Origin of the sequence: Streptomyces sp. ACA25, from assembly GCF_028200735.1 — a bacterium.
Taxonomy (GTDB): Bacteria; Actinomycetota; Actinomycetes; order Streptomycetales; family Streptomycetaceae; genus Streptomyces.
Window position 1 is genome coordinate 57,674 of sequence record NZ_JAQKPV010000006.1, and the last position, 13,625, is coordinate 71,298.

Here is a 13,625-nt window from a genome sequence, read left to right on the forward strand (position 1 = left end):
CGCGCCCCGCCGGGACCCGGATCCCGGCGGGGCCCGAATCCCGCCGGGGCGCGCAGGCCGGTCCTGCGGGGCCCGGGGCTGTCAGCGCCGCAGGGGTTCCTCCAGCGGCAGAATCCAGTCGGCGGCGCCCCACCAGGTGGCCGGGACCTGCGAGAGATCGACCGTCGGGTCGATGAACAGGGCGCGCTCCCGGCCGTTGAGGGAGACCCGGGCCGATACCCGGACCTCCGCGCCGTCGTGCAGCTCGGACAGGTGATGCGCGTACTGCACGATCCGCTCCGGGTGGCCGGCCATCCGGTGCTCCTGCTTCGGGGTCAGGTGGGCGGAGTTGTCGACGCGCCAGGTCCGGTCCTGGTCGGACAGCTGGAACTCCGCCGACCCGTGTTTGGTGCGCAGCATCATGTGCCAGGCGAAACGGTGCCCCTCCTCGGTCCAGTTGACCGTGCCCGGGATGACGAAATGGCGCAGCGGGAGCAGGACCTGCACCAGTACCCAGACCGCCAGGCAGCCCGCCAGCAGGGGACCGGCCCGGCGGGCCCGCGGGCCCGCGGCCGCCGGTGCGGCGGCAGGCGGGAGCACGGCGGCGGCCGGGGCGCTGCCCGGTGCGGAGCCGTCCGGGGCGGTGGTGTCCGGTGCGGTGGTGTCCCGGCTCCGTGCGGGCCCCGGGCGGTCCGGCGCCCCGCCGGTGAACCGCCGGAGCCGCGCCCACAGCCGCTCCGGCCAGTCCGGGGGGAAGAACAGGGTGGTGGCCGCGATCATCAGCCACGGGAAGACGTACAGCCCGAACATCCGGGCGTTGAGCAGATGGAAGCAGAGCGCCACCGCGAAGGCGAAGGGCCGGGTCCGGTGGTACAGCAGGAGCCAGACCACCACCAGGTCGAACACCATCGACCCGTAGACCATGAACCAGACCACCGGTTCCTCGGTGAAGAACCGGCCGATCACCTGCACGTCCGTGCGCTCCGCGAGCCACATCCGCAGCGGCTCGCCCCGCAGCCAGTCCTCGTTCAGTTTGGCGATGCCGCCGAAGAAGTACGGCACCCCGATCTGGAAGCGCAGCAGCCAGACCACCCAGGCCGGCACGGTCGGCGAGGCCACCGCGGGCCGCCGCCGGGCGTCCATCGACCACTTGCGGTGCAGGGGCAGGAAGATCATCAGGAAGGACAGCAGGGAGATCAGGTACTCGTGGTTCTGGAAGTACGACGAGTCCAGCAGGAACACGTAGGTCGTCAGCACGAAGAACGCGCCGCAGGAGGCGCGGTACCACAAGCCTGCCGCAATGGTGAGACCGAGCACGCCCATCGCGATGTAGGTCAGCTGCATGCCGACCCCGGGCAGCGGCTGCACGAACGCGAACGGCGGATACGGGAAGGTGAACGACGGGCGCACGTAGTACTCGTGCACCAGGTACGGCAGGTACAGCAGCGTGTTCACCGCCATCGCGATGCCGAAGGCGACGCGGAAGACCGCAACGCTTGCTCCGCTGACCGGCCGGGCTCCCGCCTCGGCGACCTGCCCTATTCGCTGTCCCCACCTGTCGCCCCACACGCGCTGCATCCTAATGCCGACGGCCGGAGCGGCGAGCCCGGCGCCTTGCCCCGTGCACGAGGGCCGTCCCGGCGTGGAAAAGTGCCGTGCGGGTGCGCTGCTCAGCAGAGCCCTGAGGCCCCGGCACGGGGAGACCGGATAGCATCCTGGGCATGGCTGGAGAACCGCAGGCCGACTGCCTGTTCTGCAAGATCGTGGCGGGTGAGGTCCCGGCGGACGTCGTGCACGAGACGGAGACCACGGTCGCCTTCCGGGACATCAATCCGCAGGCCCCCACGCATGTCCTGGTGATCCCCCGGGCCCACTACCCGGACGCCGCCTCGCTGGCCGCCGCGGAGCCCGGCACCGCGGCCGACCTGCTGGCCGCGGCCGGACGCGTCGCCGAGCAGGAGAAGGTGACCGGCGTCGGTTACCGGATCGTCCTCAACACCGGCTCCGGCGCGGGACAGACCGTCTTTCACGCGCACGCCCATGTGCTGGCGGGCCGCGGCCTCGAGTGGCCCCCGGGCTGAGCGCCGGTGTCCCCGCGCGAGCTGGTCGTGCTCGGCACGGCCGGCCAGGTCCCGACCCGGCGGCGCAACCACAACGGCTACCTGCTGCGGTGGGACGCCGAAGGGCTGCTGTTCGACCCCGGGGAGGGCACCCAGCGGCAGATGCTCCGGGCCGGGGTGAGCGCCCACGACCTCACCCGGCTCTGCGTCACCCACTTCCACGGGGACCACGTCCTCGGCCTGCCCGGGGTCATCCAGCGGATCAACCTCGACCGGGTGCCGCACCCTGTCACCGCCCACTACCCGGCCTCCGGCCGGCACTTCTTCGACCGGCTGCGCCATTCCTCGGCCTACCGCGAGACGGTGCGGCTGCGCGAGGAACCGGTGCACGGCGACGGGGTGCTGGCCGAGACCCGGGCGTTCATCCTGTCGGCCGCCCGGCTCTCCCACCCGGTGGACTCCTTCGGCTACCGCCTGGTGGAGCGGGATTCCCGCCGGATACTCCCCGAGCGTCTGGCGGAGCGCGGGGTCGAGGGGCCCGACATCGGCCGGCTCCAGCGGGAGGGGTCCCTGCGTGGCATCACCCTGGAGGAGGTCAGCGAGCGGCGCGCGGGCCAGCGCTTCGCGTTCGTGATGGACACCCGCATGTGCGACGGGGTGCGGGTGCTCGCCGAGGGCTGCGACCTGCTGGTCATCGAGTCCACGTTCCTGGACGAGGACGCCGCTCTCGCCGAGGAGTACGGCCACCTCACGGCGGGTCAGGCCGGCCGGGCCGCCGCCGAGGCCGGCGTGCGGCACCTGGTGCTGACCCACTTCTCCCAGCGGTACGCCGAGCCGGGGGAGTTCGCCGGGCAGGCCCGCGCCGCGGGATTCACGGGTGAACTGACCGTGGCGGAGGACCTGCAGCGCATCCCGGTGCCCCGCCGCCGCTGACCGGAGCGCACCGTCCGGCCGGCGGACGGGGAGTCAGAAACCGAGCTTGCGCAGCTGCCGGGGGTCGCGCTGCCAGTCCTTGGCGACCTTCACGTGCAGATCGAGGAAGACCGGGGTGCCCAGCAGCGCCTCGATGTGCCGGCGGGACTTGGTGCCGACCTCTTTCAGCCGCTTGCCCTGAGGGCCGATCACGATGCCCTTCTGGCTGGACCGCTCGATGAAGAGATTGGCGTGGATGTCCAGCAGCGGCTTGTCCGCCGGCCGGTCCTCACGGGGGATCATCTCTTCCACGACCACGGCGATGGAGTGCGGAAGCTCGTCCCGCACCCCCTCCAGCGCCGCCTCCCGGATCAGCTCGGCGATCATGACCTGCTCCGGCTCGTCCGTGAGGTCGCCCTCCGGGTACAGCGGGGGGCTCAGCGGCAGGAGCGGCGCCAGCAGGTCGGCGAGCAGGTCCACCTGCTCGCCCTTGACGGCCGAGACCGGTACGATCTCGGCCCACTCGAAGCCGAATTCTCCGGCGAGCTTGTCGACGGCGATCAGCTGCTCCGCCAGCGTCCGGGAGTCCACCAGGTCGGTCTTGGTGATCACGGCGATCTTCGGGGTGCGGCGGATCCCTGCCAGCTCCTTGGCGATGTACCGGTCACCGGGGCCGACCTTCTGGTCGGCCGGCAGACAAAAGCCGATGACGTCGACCTCGGACCAGGTGGCCCGCACCACATCGTTCAGACGCTCACCGAGCAGGGTGCGCGGCTTGTGCAGGCCGGGGGTGTCGACCAGCACCAGCTGGGCGTCCGGACGGTGCACGATGCCGCGCACCGTGTGCCGGGTGGTCTGCGGCCGGTTGGAGGTGATCGCGACCTTGATGCCCACCAGCGCGTTGGTCAGGGTCGACTTGCCCGCGTTCGGACGGCCGACGAAGCAGGCGAAGCCCGCCCGGTGGTCGGGCGCCGGCTGGGAGGGAGAACGATCGCTCATGGCCGCCATTCTCCCTGATCGTCCGCCCCCGCTTCACCACGCCCCGGAGTGGGCCCGTGGAACCCGGCCGGGTCAGCCCGCCGCGACGGTGGTGTGGGGCACGCCGTCCGGGCCGGCCAGCAGTACCGGGGTGCCGGAACCGCCGAGGTCCCGGACCGCGGACAGGTCGGAGTCCGGGACGGTGCCGTCCGCGGAGACCACGGCCGCGGCCTCCAGTGTCGCCGCCCCACTCGCCACCGCCATGGCGACAGCTGTCTGCAGGGCGGAGAGCCGCAGCGATTCCAGGGCGACCGTACCGGCGACATAGGTACGGCCATCGCCGTCCCGCACGGCCGCGCCCTCGGGCACGCCGTTCCGGGCACGGGTGCTGCGCGCGAGCGTGAGGAGCTTACGGTCCTCGGGGTCCACGGCATTGCCCGCCGGGTCACTCTTCGTGTCACTCATGCCGCTGAGTCTAATGTCGGGGTCCGGGAGGGCCGTGGGCGAACCCCTGGTCACAGATCGACCGCGCCCGGCTGGTCGGCGGGAGGGAGGGGCGTGCGGCCCTCGCTCACCTCCCGGAGCTTCTCGGCCGCCCGTTCGGCGAGCGGTTCGATGTTCTCGGTGCCCGGGTCGTCCCGGCCCGCCTGCGCCACCCGCACCGTGTGTTCCCCGACCCGGACCAGCACCACGTCGGTGATCACGGGGGGATCGTCCGGGGTCTCCGGCTGCCGGTGGAAGCGGATGGCGGTGCTCTCGTCGCCCAGCCCTTCCACGTCCAGGTCGGTGGCCCGGTAGACGATGGTGACGGTGTACTCCTCGACGCCTTCCTCGGTCTGGAAGGTGCGGCACTCCCGGGTCGCCTCGGTGAACGCCTCCACGGCCGCCCGGGCGGCCGCCTCGCTGTCGTGGGAGGCGGCCGTGGTCACCAGGAACGGACCGCTGGGTGTGCGGGCGAAGTCGGCACGGGCGCGTGCCTCGACGGACTCCGCCGCGTCCAGGAAGAGCGGCAGACAGGCCTGCTCGCGGGGCGTCGGCACCCCGATGCCGCGTTCCGCGGCGGCCTGTTCGCTGTCGGCGGCCCAGCCCGGTGGCAAGTCCACCTGGTCCAGCAAGGCCTCCCGCAGGCCGGCCTCGTCGACCGGGGCGGCCGAGGCGGGCGGTGCGGTGGCCGGGAGCAGCAGGGCCGCTCCGGCAGCCAGGGCCGTGAGGCGCATACGCGAGTGCCAGTGCATGTCTTCCATGGCAGCACGGCATCCGGCCGTCCGCCATCCGGAGGATACCGGCCCGGTCAGCCGCCGCTGCCGCCGGCCTCACCGGCCGTGCCGGGCTCCGCCACGGCCGGCCCCACCGGCTCCACCAGCACCCGGTCCACCCGGTTGCGGCGCCCCGCCAGGGACTCGGCGGTGAGCCGCAGGCCGGCCGGCGGCAGGCCGAGGGACCCGGTCGGCACGTCGACCACGGCCGTCGCCCCGGCGATCGGAACCCGGCCGAGCTGCTTGGCGAGCAGCCCGCCGACCGTCTCCACGTCCTCGTCCTCCAGGTCCAGGCCGAACAGCTCGCCGAGATCCCCCAGGTCGAGACGTGCGGTGACCCGGTAGCTGCCCTCGCCCAGGTCCTCCACGGGCGGCAGTTCCTTGTCGTACTCGTCGGTGATCTCCCCGACGATCTCCTCCAGAATGTCCTCGATGGTGACGATCCCGGCCGTGCCGCCGTACTCGTCGATGGCGACGGCCACGTGTATGCGATCCCGCTGCATCTCGCGCAGCAGGTCACCGGCGTTCTTGGTGTCCGGCACGAAGGTGGCGGGGCGCATCGCCGTCTCCACCAGGTCCGTTTCGGCATCCCGGCTGACATGCACTTTGCGGGCCAGGTCCTTGAGATAGACGACTCCGACGATGTCGTCGTCGTTCTCGCCGGTGACCGGGATCCGGGAGAAACCGGAGCGCAGCGCCAGGGTGAGCGCCTGCCGCAGGGTCTTGACCCGGGCCACCGACACCAGATCGGTGCGCGGCACCATCACCTCACGAACCAGGGTGTCGCCGAGCTCGAAGACGGAGTGCACCATACGGCGCTCCTCCGCCTCGATCAGCTTCTCCTGCTCGGCCAGGTCCACCATGGCGCGCAGCTCGGCCTCGGAGGCGAACGGCCCCCGCCGGAAACCCTTTCCGGGGGTCAGCGCATTGCCCAGCAGGATCAGCAGCTGGGTCAGCGGCCCCAGTACCCGGGCCACCGGCGGGAGGACGTACGACGCGACGAGGGAGACGTTCAGCGGGTGCTGGCGGCCGATGGTCCGGGAGGAGACCCCGACGATCACGAAGGAGATCAGCAGCATCACCACGAAGGCGGCGGTGAGCGCCTGCCAGACCTCGTCGAGAAGCTGCAGGAAGGCGTGGGCGGTCAGCACCGCGGCGGCGGTCTCCCCGGCCACCCGCAGCAGCAGGGCCAGGTTGAGGTAGCGGGCCGGGTCCTCGGCGACCACGGCCAGCCGTTCCGCGCCCCGGCGGCCGGAGCGCACCGCCTCCTCGGCCCGGTAGCTCGTGGTGCGGGCCAGCCCGGCCTCCGCGCAGGACGCGAGCCACGCGAGCAGGACCAGTCCCGCGACCGATGCGGCCAGTGAACCGGTCATGTCATCGTGGGGGCCGGCGAGGGCCCCTCGAGGCCCTGCTCGGTGCGCCACCCGTCGACGATGGCCTTCTGCAGACCGAACATTTCGGTCCGCTCGTCCGGCTCCTCGTGGTCGTACCCGAGGAGGTGCAGGACTCCGTGCACGGTCAGGAGCTGCAGCTCGGTGTCCATGGAGTGCGCGGTCGGAGCCTCCGCTCCCTGCGTCCGGGCGACCTGAGGGCAGAGCACGATGTCCCCGAGCAGCCCCGGTGGGGGCTCCTCGTCGTCGCGGGAGGGCGGGCGCAGCTCGTCCATCGGGAAGGACATCACATCGGTCGGCCCCGGCAGGTCCATCCACTGCAGATGCAGCTGCTCCATGGCGGGAATGTCGACCGCGATCACGGACAGCTCGGAGAGCGGGTGGATCCGCATCCGGGCCAGCGCGTAGCGGGCGATGTCGAGCACGGCCCGCTCGTCGATTTCCAGGCCGGATTCATTGTTGACCTCGATGGTCATGGTCGCGGCGGCTGCTTTCCGTTGCCTTTGTCGCGGCGCTCGCTGCGCCGCTCAGCGGTGCTCGCACCGGTGTGGTCGGGGCGGTGCGCACGGTCTTCGACGCTGTCGTCGTAGCGCTCGTACGCGTCGACGATGTGGCCGACGAGCTTGTGCCGGACCACGTCGGTGCTGGTGAGCCGGGAGAAATGCACGTCGTTGACACCCTCCAGGATGCGCTGCACCTGGCGCAGCCCGCTCTGGGAGCTGCCGGGCAGGTCCACCTGGGTGACATCACCGGTGATGACGATCTTGCTGTCGAACCCGAGCCGGGTGAGGAACATCTTCATCTGCTCGGGGCTGGTGTTCTGCGCCTCGTCCAGGATGATGAACGCGTCGTTCAGCGTGCGGCCGCGCATGTAGGCCAGCGGGGCGACCTCGATGGTGCCCGCTGCCATCAGCCGGGGAATCGAGTCGGGGTCGAGCATGTCGTGCAGCGCGTCGTAGAGCGGCCGCAGATACGGGTCGATCTTCTCGTACAGCGTGCCGGGAAGGAAGCCCAGCCGCTCGCCCGCCTCGACCGCCGGGCGGGTCAGGATGATGCGGTTGACCTGCTTGGACTGCAGGGCCTGCACCGCTTTGGCCATCGCCAGGTACGTCTTGCCGGTGCCGGCCGGGCCGATGCCGAACACCACGGTGTGGTGGTCGATCGCGTCGACGTAGTGCTTCTGGTTGAGCGTCTTGGGGCGGATGGTCCGGCCGCGGTTGGACAGGATGTTCTGGGTGAGGACCTGCGCGGGAGTCTCGGCCGGCCCGCTGCCGCCCTCGGCGCTGCGGAGCATGGCGATCGACCGCTCGACGCCGTCCTCCGTCATCGGCTGGCCGGTGCGCAACACCAGCATCATCTCGTCGAAGAGGCGCTGTACGAGCTCGACTTCCGACGCCTCGCCGGTGGCGCTGATCTCGTTGCCCCGGACATGGATGTCGGTGGTGGGGAAGGCGTTCTCGATGACTCGCAGCAGGGTGTCCCCGCTGCCGAGCACCGTGACCATGGGGTGCTTCACCGGAACGCTGAAGCGGGCGGTCGCCGCCGCCCCGCGGGGCGCGGCCTGAGGTGTGGGTGTCTGCGTCATGGGCGGCCGTCGGAGGCCTGTCGTCCCTCTCTCATCTGTCACTGCTGCCGTCCAGGATACGACGTGCGGCCCCCGGATCCCCAGTGGATTGTGCGGTGAGACGAGACCGTTGTGCCGCGTCACGTCCGGCGGAAGCCGAGGGTCGGCAGCGCCCGGCGCAGCGGCTCGGTCCGGTGGTCGGCGGGAGCCGGTGGGCCGGGGCGCCCGCCGGCGGGCAGCAGCGCGTCGAGGAAGGCGTACCGCGGGGGTGCCTGGCCGCTGCGGCGGGCCTGTTGCCACCAGGCGTCCACCTCCGTCCAGCCCGGGGCGGAGAGGGAGCCGCCGAATTCCTGCACCGAGAGCGCCGAGGTGAGCCCGGCCAGTGCCAGCCGGTCCGCGAGCGGCCAGCCGGCCAGGGTGCCGGTGACGAACCCCGCCATGAAGACGTCCCCGGCGCCGGTGGTGTCCAGGGCCTCCACCGCGACGGCCGGCACCTCGGCGGTCTCCCCGGTGCGGCCGTCCGCGGCGCAGGCACCTTCCGCGCCCAGCGTGACCACGGCGAGCGGTACCCGCTCGGCCAGTGCCCGGGCGGCGGCCCGCGGGCAGCGGGTGCGGGTGTAGCGCATGGCCTCCTCGGCGTTCGGCAGGAATGCCTCGCAGTGGGCGAGCTCCGGCAGGGCGTCCAGCTCCCAGCGTCCGCTGTCGTCCCAGCCGACGTCCGCGAAGACGAGGCTGCCCTGCCGGGCAGCGTCCTCCACCCACTCCTGGGGGTGCTCCGGGGCAAGTGAGGCGATGCAGGACCGGGCCGGCGGAGGGGAGGCCGGCCCCGGGGGCACGTCGGGAACGGGGGCTTCGTGGCCGTGCGAGACCATGGTGCGTTCCCCCTCGTAGGCCATGGAGACGGTGACGGGGGAGTGCCAGCCGGGCACGGTGCGGGAGCGGGACAGGTCGATGCCCTCGCCGTGCTGCAGGGCGTCCCAGCAGTAGGCGCCGTACTGGTCGTCGCCGAAGGCCGCGGCGAGGGAGGTGCGCAGCCCCAGCCGGGCCAGCGCGGTGGCCATGTTCGCGACCCCCCCGGGGCTGGAGCCCATGCCCCGGGCCCAGGACTCGGTGCCGCGCACGGGCGCGGAATCCAGGCCGGTGAAGATGATGTCGAGGAAGACGGTCCCGGTCAGGTGGACGTCCCACTCGGGGTCCCCGGGGCCGCGCACGGCGGCCAGGGGGTCGAGGCAGCACGCAGGGCGGAACACCGGCTGGGGCTGCGGTCTGCTGTCGCTCACCGTGGGACTCTCCCGGGTCGTTCTGGCCGGCCGGCCGTCAACGGGCCGACGGGTGTCTACGGTACTTTCCGTCCCATGAGGCTCACCATTATCGGCGGCGGCGGCTTCCGTGTCCCCCTGGTGTACCGGGCGCTGCTGGACGACCCGGACAGCGCCGTCACGCTGTACGACACCGACCCGGCCCGGGTGGAGGTGATCGCCGCCGTACTGCGCCGGCTCGGGGACGGACCGCCGGTGCGGGTGGCCGCGAGCCTGGACGACGCGGTGCGCGGGGCGGACTTCGTGTTCTCCGCGATCCGGGCCGGCGGCACCGCGGGGCGGGTGCGGGACGAGCGGATTCCGCTGGCCGAGGGGGTGCTGGGCCAGGAGACCCTCGGCGCCGGCGGGGTGCTGTACGGGCTGCGGACCGTGCCGGTGGCGCTGGAGATCGCCCGGCGGGTGCGGGAGCTGGCCCCCGCTGCCTGGGTGGTCAACTTCACCAACCCGGCCGGCCTGGTGACGGAGGCGATGTCCTCGGTGCTGGGGCACCGGGTGATCGGCATCTGCGACTCGCCGTCCGGGCTGGTGCGACGGGCGGCGCGGGCGGCGGGCGCCGACCCGGCGGCCGTCCGGTACGACTATGTCGGCCTGAACCATCTCGGCTGGCTGCGGTCCATGACCCTGCACGGACGTGACCTGCTGCCGGGTCTGCTGGCGGACTCCGCGGCGCTGGCCTCCTTCGAAGAGGGCCGGCTGTTCGGCGCGGGCTGGCTGCGGACCCTGGGCATGCTGCCCAACGAGTACCTGTACGCCTACTACTTCCGGCGTGAGGCGCTGGCCGCCGCGCTGGCCGCGGAGAAGACCCGGGGGGAGTTCCTGGACCGGCAGCAGTCCGCCTTCTTCGCGGCGGCCGCCCGCAGTCCCGAGCGGGCGCACGAGCTGTGGGAGCGCACCCGGCGGGAGCGTGAGGAGACCTACCTGGCGGAGGCCCGGGACGCGAGCGGGGGCTGGGGCCGGGACGCGCAGGACCTGGCGGGAGGCGGCTACGAAACGGTGGCGCTGGACCTGATGCGGGCCATCGAGGGTGACCGGCGGGTCCGCCTGATCCTCAACGTGCGCAACGGCGGCACGGTCCCGGCTCTGCCGGACGGCGCGGTCGTCGAGACGGTCTGCGAGGTGGGGGCCGACGGCGCGCACCCGGTGCCGTGCGTCTCCCCCGGTGGTGCCGAGCTGGGGCTGATGCTTCAGGTCAAGGCGGCGGAGCGGGCCACCATCGCCGCCGCGGTGTCCGGATCCGCGCAGGCGGCGTTGCGGGCGCTGGCCCTGCATCCGCTCGTCGACTCCCCGGCCGCCGCCGAGCGGATCCTCAGGGCCGCCGGCCGGTAGCGACGGCCGGCCGGGCCCACCGGAACGGCGCACTGCCCGGCGGCGCGGAGACGCGGTGTCAGGACGGGGTGCGGGCGGCGGCGGCCAGGAGGAGGTCGGTGTCGGCCGGGGACAGCCGGAGCGTGCCTCCGATCAGGCTGAGCACGGCGATCTCCTCGGCGCCGTACGGGCCGTCCGCCAGGGCGATGCGGGCACCGTGCAGCAGCAGGCTCTCCCGGCCGGGAGGTGCCAGGTGCGGCGAAACCGCCGCCAGGTCCTCGCGAAGCTCCAGCTCCACGGCGGGCAGGCCTTCCGCGGAGAGAGCAGCCAGCAGCGTCAGCAGCCGCTCCTCCGTGCAGTCGGCGAAGCCGGCTGAGCGCACCGACTGCACCGCGGCCTCGCGCGCCGCGCGGGACTCGGTGCCGCCGGCCATCAGCAGGGCGAGCGCCACCGTGTGCACCGCGTCCCGCAGGAGCGAGCCCAGCCGGGTCGTGGTGGGGGTGTCCAGCACGTCGGCGGTGAACCGTGAATTGCAGGACACGCACGCGGCGAGCGGCCCGGCGGGGCCGCGGGCCAGCAAGGGGATGCCCAGCACGGCGAGCCGGCGCCGGCCGGTGAGTTGCTGGTAGCAGCGGTCCCCGCCGCACGCGGGGCAGAAGAACTCCCCGTCGTCGGTCACCCGCCACGTCGTGCGGATGCCCGCCACGCCCGGCCAAAGGCCGCCCCGGTCCCGGGAGTGCACCACCCTGTACCTCCGTCACGTCCGGCAACAGTGCCGTGGGGGAGTGATGCTAGCCACAGAAGGGCAGTGGCGTCAGTACTCCGGTGCAGAAAAATGCCCGGATCTCGCACGCGCGTGCGGCCCGGTCCGCAGGGGACCGGGCCGCACGCGCAGGGCTCAGCGGGCCGCCCGGTTGACGGCGGAGACCACGGCCTGGAGCGAGGCGCGCACGATGTTCGCGTCGATGCCCACGCCCCACAGCACCCGGTCCCCGACGGCGCACTCGATGTAGGCCGCGGCCTGGGAGCCGGCACCCTCACTCATGGTGTGTTCCACGTAGTCCAGCAGGCGGACGTCGGACAGACCGTCGAAGACGCCGGCGCTTCCCAGCGCGTCGAAGAACGCCGCGATCGGGCCGTTTCCGGAGCCGGTCAGCGCCGTCTCCCGGCCGTCCACCACGGCCTCGACCGTCAGTTCGTCGTGCCCGGCGCTGCTGGAGGAGGTCTGCGCGGAGCGCAGCGTGATGCGCCCCCAGCTCTTGTGCGGCGTCGGCAGGTACTCGTCGCAGAACGTCTCCCAGATCTGCGCGGGCGTGACCTCACCGCCCTCGGTGTCCGTCCTGCCCTGGATGATCCGGGAGAACTCGACCTGCATCCGGCGCGGCAGGTCCAGGTGGTGCTCGTTCTTCAGGACGTAAGCGATGCCGCCCTTGCCGGACTGCGAGTTGACCCGGATGACGGCCTCGTAGCTGCGTCCGACGTCCTTGGGGTCGATCGGCAGGTACGGCATCTCCCAGGGCACCTCGCCGACACTCACCCCGCGGGTGGCGGCGGTCGCCTCCAGCGCCTCGAAGCCCTTCTTGATGGCGTCCTGGTGGGAGCCGGAGAAGGAGGTGTACACCAGGTCACCGGCGTACGGGTGCCGAGGGGGAACCTCCATCTGGTTGCAGTACTCGTAGGTGCGGCGGATGTCGTCGATTCGGGAGAAGTCGATCTGCGGGTCCACGCCCTGGCTGAACAGGTTCAGGCCCAGGGTGACCAGGTCGACGTTGCCGGTGCGCTCACCCTGGCCGAACAGGCAGCCCTCCACCCGGTCCGCTCCGGCCATCACGGCCAGCTCGGCGGCGGCCACGGCGGTGCCGCGGTCGTTGTGCGGGTGCGCCGACAGGCAGACGTGCTCGCGCCGGGACAGGTTCCGCGACATCCACTCGAAGCGGTCGGCGTGCGTGGACGGAGTGGAACGCTCCACGGTGGCCGGCAGGTTGAGGATGATCTCGCGGCCGGCCTCCGGCTGCCAGACGTCCATGACGCCCTCGCAGACCTCCAGCGCGAAGTCCAGCTCGGTGTCGGTGAAGATCTCCGGGCTGTACTGGTAGCCGAAGGCCGTCCGGTCGTCGAGCAGCTTCTCGGCGTACTCCATGACCAGCTGGGTGCCGTCCACGGCGATCTGCTTGATCTCGTTCCTGCCGCCCCGGAAGACGACCCGCCGGAAGACCGGCGCGGTGGCGTTGTAGAGGTGGACGGTGGCGTTGCGCGCGCCGACCAGTGACTGCACGGTCCGCTCGATCAGCTCCTCGCGGGCCTGGGTCAGCACGGAGATCGTGACGTCGTCCGGGATGGCGTCCTCTTCGATGATGGACCGCACGAAGTCGTAGTCGGTCTGCCCCGAGGAGGGGAAGCCGACCTCGATCTCCTTGTAACCCATCTGCACCAGCAGGTCGAACATCGCGCGCTTGCGGACGGGCGACATCGGGTCGATCAGGGCCTGGTTGCCGTCCCGCAGGTCGGTGGACAGCCAGCGGGGGGCGACGGTGATCCGCTTGCCCGGCCAGGTGCGGTCCGGGATGTCCACCGCCTCGTACTGCCCGTATCGGTGAATCGGCATACCGGACGGCTGCTGCCGGACCCGGGCGGCCGTCACGGGGGTCGGTGGCCGTACGGCAGCGGGCTGCCCGGCGGAGCCGTGCGAGGCGGAGGAAGAAGAAGCGCTCATGATGCTTGGGGTCTCCAGGGAATGACGAGCTGCGGGGACCGACGGGCAGCGTCACACTCCGCGGGGAGGGGGTCGGCCGAACTGACTACAGACCCTCGCCGCGGCGGCTAAGGAAAAGCATCCCGCATCGCATCGTGACCCCAGCGTA

Annotated in this window: 13 protein-coding genes; 3 read left to right on the forward strand and 10 right to left on the reverse strand. The window is 72.2% G+C overall.

Annotated elements, in window-relative coordinates:
- Nucleotides 1-81: 81 nt before the first annotated feature.
- Nucleotides 82-1,548, reverse strand: a complete 1,467-nt coding sequence (locus PJ985_RS11675) for an HTTM domain-containing protein (RefSeq protein ID WP_271683605.1) — start codon at nucleotides 1,546-1,548, stop codon at nucleotides 82-84.
- Between the two features lie 152 nt (nucleotides 1,549-1,700).
- On the opposite strand from PJ985_RS11675, the gene PJ985_RS11680 reads away from it, so the two are divergent.
- Together PJ985_RS11680 and PJ985_RS11685 are read left to right on the forward strand one after the other, a co-directional pair.
- Entirely contained in the window at nucleotides 1,701-2,060 is a 360-nt protein-coding gene (locus PJ985_RS11680; protein ID WP_271683606.1) for a histidine triad nucleotide-binding protein, read from the forward strand.
- Between the two features lie 6 nt (nucleotides 2,061-2,066).
- Nucleotides 2,067-2,972 carry a ribonuclease Z gene (locus PJ985_RS11685; protein WP_271683607.1) on the forward strand — a complete coding sequence of 302 codons (906 nt, stop codon included), beginning with the start codon at nucleotides 2,067-2,069 and terminating at the stop codon, nucleotides 2,970-2,972.
- 33 nt (nucleotides 2,973-3,005) lie between these two features.
- Here the strand turns inward: PJ985_RS11685 and era are convergent, their stop codons facing one another.
- The 7 genes from era to PJ985_RS11720 form a co-directional block, all read right to left on the reverse strand.
- On the reverse strand, nucleotides 3,006-3,959 hold the full coding sequence (era, locus tag PJ985_RS11690; RefSeq protein WP_271683608.1) for a GTPase Era: 954 nt from the start codon (nucleotides 3,957-3,959) through the stop codon (nucleotides 3,006-3,008).
- Between the two features lie 63 nt (nucleotides 3,960-4,022).
- The gene (locus PJ985_RS11695) at nucleotides 4,023-4,394 is read right to left on the reverse strand and encodes a cytidine deaminase (protein ID WP_271683609.1); all 372 of its coding nucleotides are present in this window, start codon (nucleotides 4,392-4,394) and stop codon (nucleotides 4,023-4,025) included.
- A 50-nt stretch (nucleotides 4,395-4,444) separates the two neighbouring features.
- Nucleotides 4,445-5,164, reverse strand: coding sequence for a hypothetical protein (locus tag PJ985_RS11700; RefSeq protein ID WP_271683610.1), 720 nt, complete (start codon nucleotides 5,162-5,164; stop codon nucleotides 4,445-4,447).
- A gap of 56 nt (nucleotides 5,165-5,220) precedes the next feature.
- Nucleotides 5,221-6,558 carry a hemolysin family protein gene (locus PJ985_RS11705; protein ID WP_271683611.1) on the reverse strand — a complete coding sequence of 446 codons (1,338 nt, stop codon included), beginning with the start codon at nucleotides 6,556-6,558 and terminating at the stop codon, nucleotides 5,221-5,223.
- The gene (gene ybeY / locus PJ985_RS11710) at nucleotides 6,555-7,052 is read right to left on the reverse strand and encodes an rRNA maturation RNase YbeY (RefSeq protein WP_271683612.1); all 498 of its coding nucleotides are present in this window, start codon (nucleotides 7,050-7,052) and stop codon (nucleotides 6,555-6,557) included. Before ybeY ends, PJ985_RS11705 begins: the two co-directional genes overlap by 4 nt.
- Nucleotides 7,049-8,161 (reverse strand): PhoH family protein, encoded by a 1,113-nt coding sequence (locus PJ985_RS11715; protein WP_271683613.1) that lies wholly within the window; start codon nucleotides 8,159-8,161, stop codon nucleotides 7,049-7,051. The genes ybeY and PJ985_RS11715 overlap by 4 nt, the downstream gene beginning before the upstream one ends.
- A 119-nt stretch (nucleotides 8,162-8,280) precedes the next feature.
- Complete coding sequence (locus PJ985_RS11720) at nucleotides 8,281-9,420, reverse strand: carbohydrate kinase family protein (protein ID WP_271683614.1); 1,140 nt, start codon at nucleotides 9,418-9,420, stop codon at nucleotides 8,281-8,283.
- 75 nt (nucleotides 9,421-9,495) lie between these two features.
- Here PJ985_RS11720 and PJ985_RS11725 point away from each other — a divergent pair, with 75 nt between their 5' ends.
- A complete protein-coding gene (locus PJ985_RS11725) occupies nucleotides 9,496-10,785 on the forward strand; it encodes a family 4 glycosyl hydrolase (RefSeq protein ID WP_271683615.1) in 1,290 nt (429 codons plus the stop codon).
- Nucleotides 10,786-10,843: 58 nt separating this feature from the next.
- Here the strand turns inward: PJ985_RS11725 and PJ985_RS11730 are convergent, their stop codons facing one another.
- Both PJ985_RS11730 and leuA read right to left on the reverse strand, forming a co-directional pair.
- Nucleotides 10,844-11,509: a TerB family tellurite resistance protein gene (locus PJ985_RS11730; protein WP_443033468.1), complete on the reverse strand. Its 666-nt coding sequence runs from the start codon at nucleotides 11,507-11,509 to the stop codon at nucleotides 10,844-10,846.
- A gap of 153 nt (nucleotides 11,510-11,662) precedes the next feature.
- The gene (leuA, locus tag PJ985_RS11735; RefSeq protein ID WP_271683616.1) at nucleotides 11,663-13,477 is read right to left on the reverse strand and encodes a 2-isopropylmalate synthase; all 1,815 of its coding nucleotides are present in this window, start codon (nucleotides 13,475-13,477) and stop codon (nucleotides 11,663-11,665) included.
- Nucleotides 13,478-13,625: the final 148 nt, after the last annotated feature.

Bases quoted from the DNA above. Each gene is read 5' to 3' on its own strand.
- PJ985_RS11680 (WP_271683606.1), top strand. From the start codon at position 1,701: ATGGCTGGAGAACCGCAGGCCGACTGCCTGTTCTGCAAGATCGTGGCG.
- era (WP_271683608.1), bottom strand. From the start codon at position 3,959: ATGGCGGCCATGAGCGATCGTTCTCCCTCCCAGCCGGCGCCCGACCAC.
- PJ985_RS11695 (WP_271683609.1), bottom strand. From the start codon at position 4,394: ATGAGTGACACGAAGAGTGACCCGGCGGGCAATGCCGTGGACCCCGAG.
- PJ985_RS11700 (WP_271683610.1), bottom strand. From the start codon at position 5,164: ATGCACTGGCACTCGCGTATGCGCCTCACGGCCCTGGCTGCCGGAGCG.
- PJ985_RS11705 (WP_271683611.1), bottom strand. From the start codon at position 6,558: ATGACCGGTTCACTGGCCGCATCGGTCGCGGGACTGGTCCTGCTCGCG.
- ybeY (WP_271683612.1), bottom strand. From the start codon at position 7,052: ATGACCATCGAGGTCAACAATGAATCCGGCCTGGAAATCGACGAGCGG.
- PJ985_RS11715 (WP_271683613.1), bottom strand. From the start codon at position 8,161: ATGACGCAGACACCCACACCTCAGGCCGCGCCCCGCGGGGCGGCGGCG.
- PJ985_RS11725 (WP_271683615.1), top strand. From the start codon at position 9,496: ATGAGGCTCACCATTATCGGCGGCGGCGGCTTCCGTGTCCCCCTGGTG.
- leuA (WP_271683616.1), bottom strand. From the start codon at position 13,477: ATGAGCGCTTCTTCTTCCTCCGCCTCGCACGGCTCCGCCGGGCAGCCC.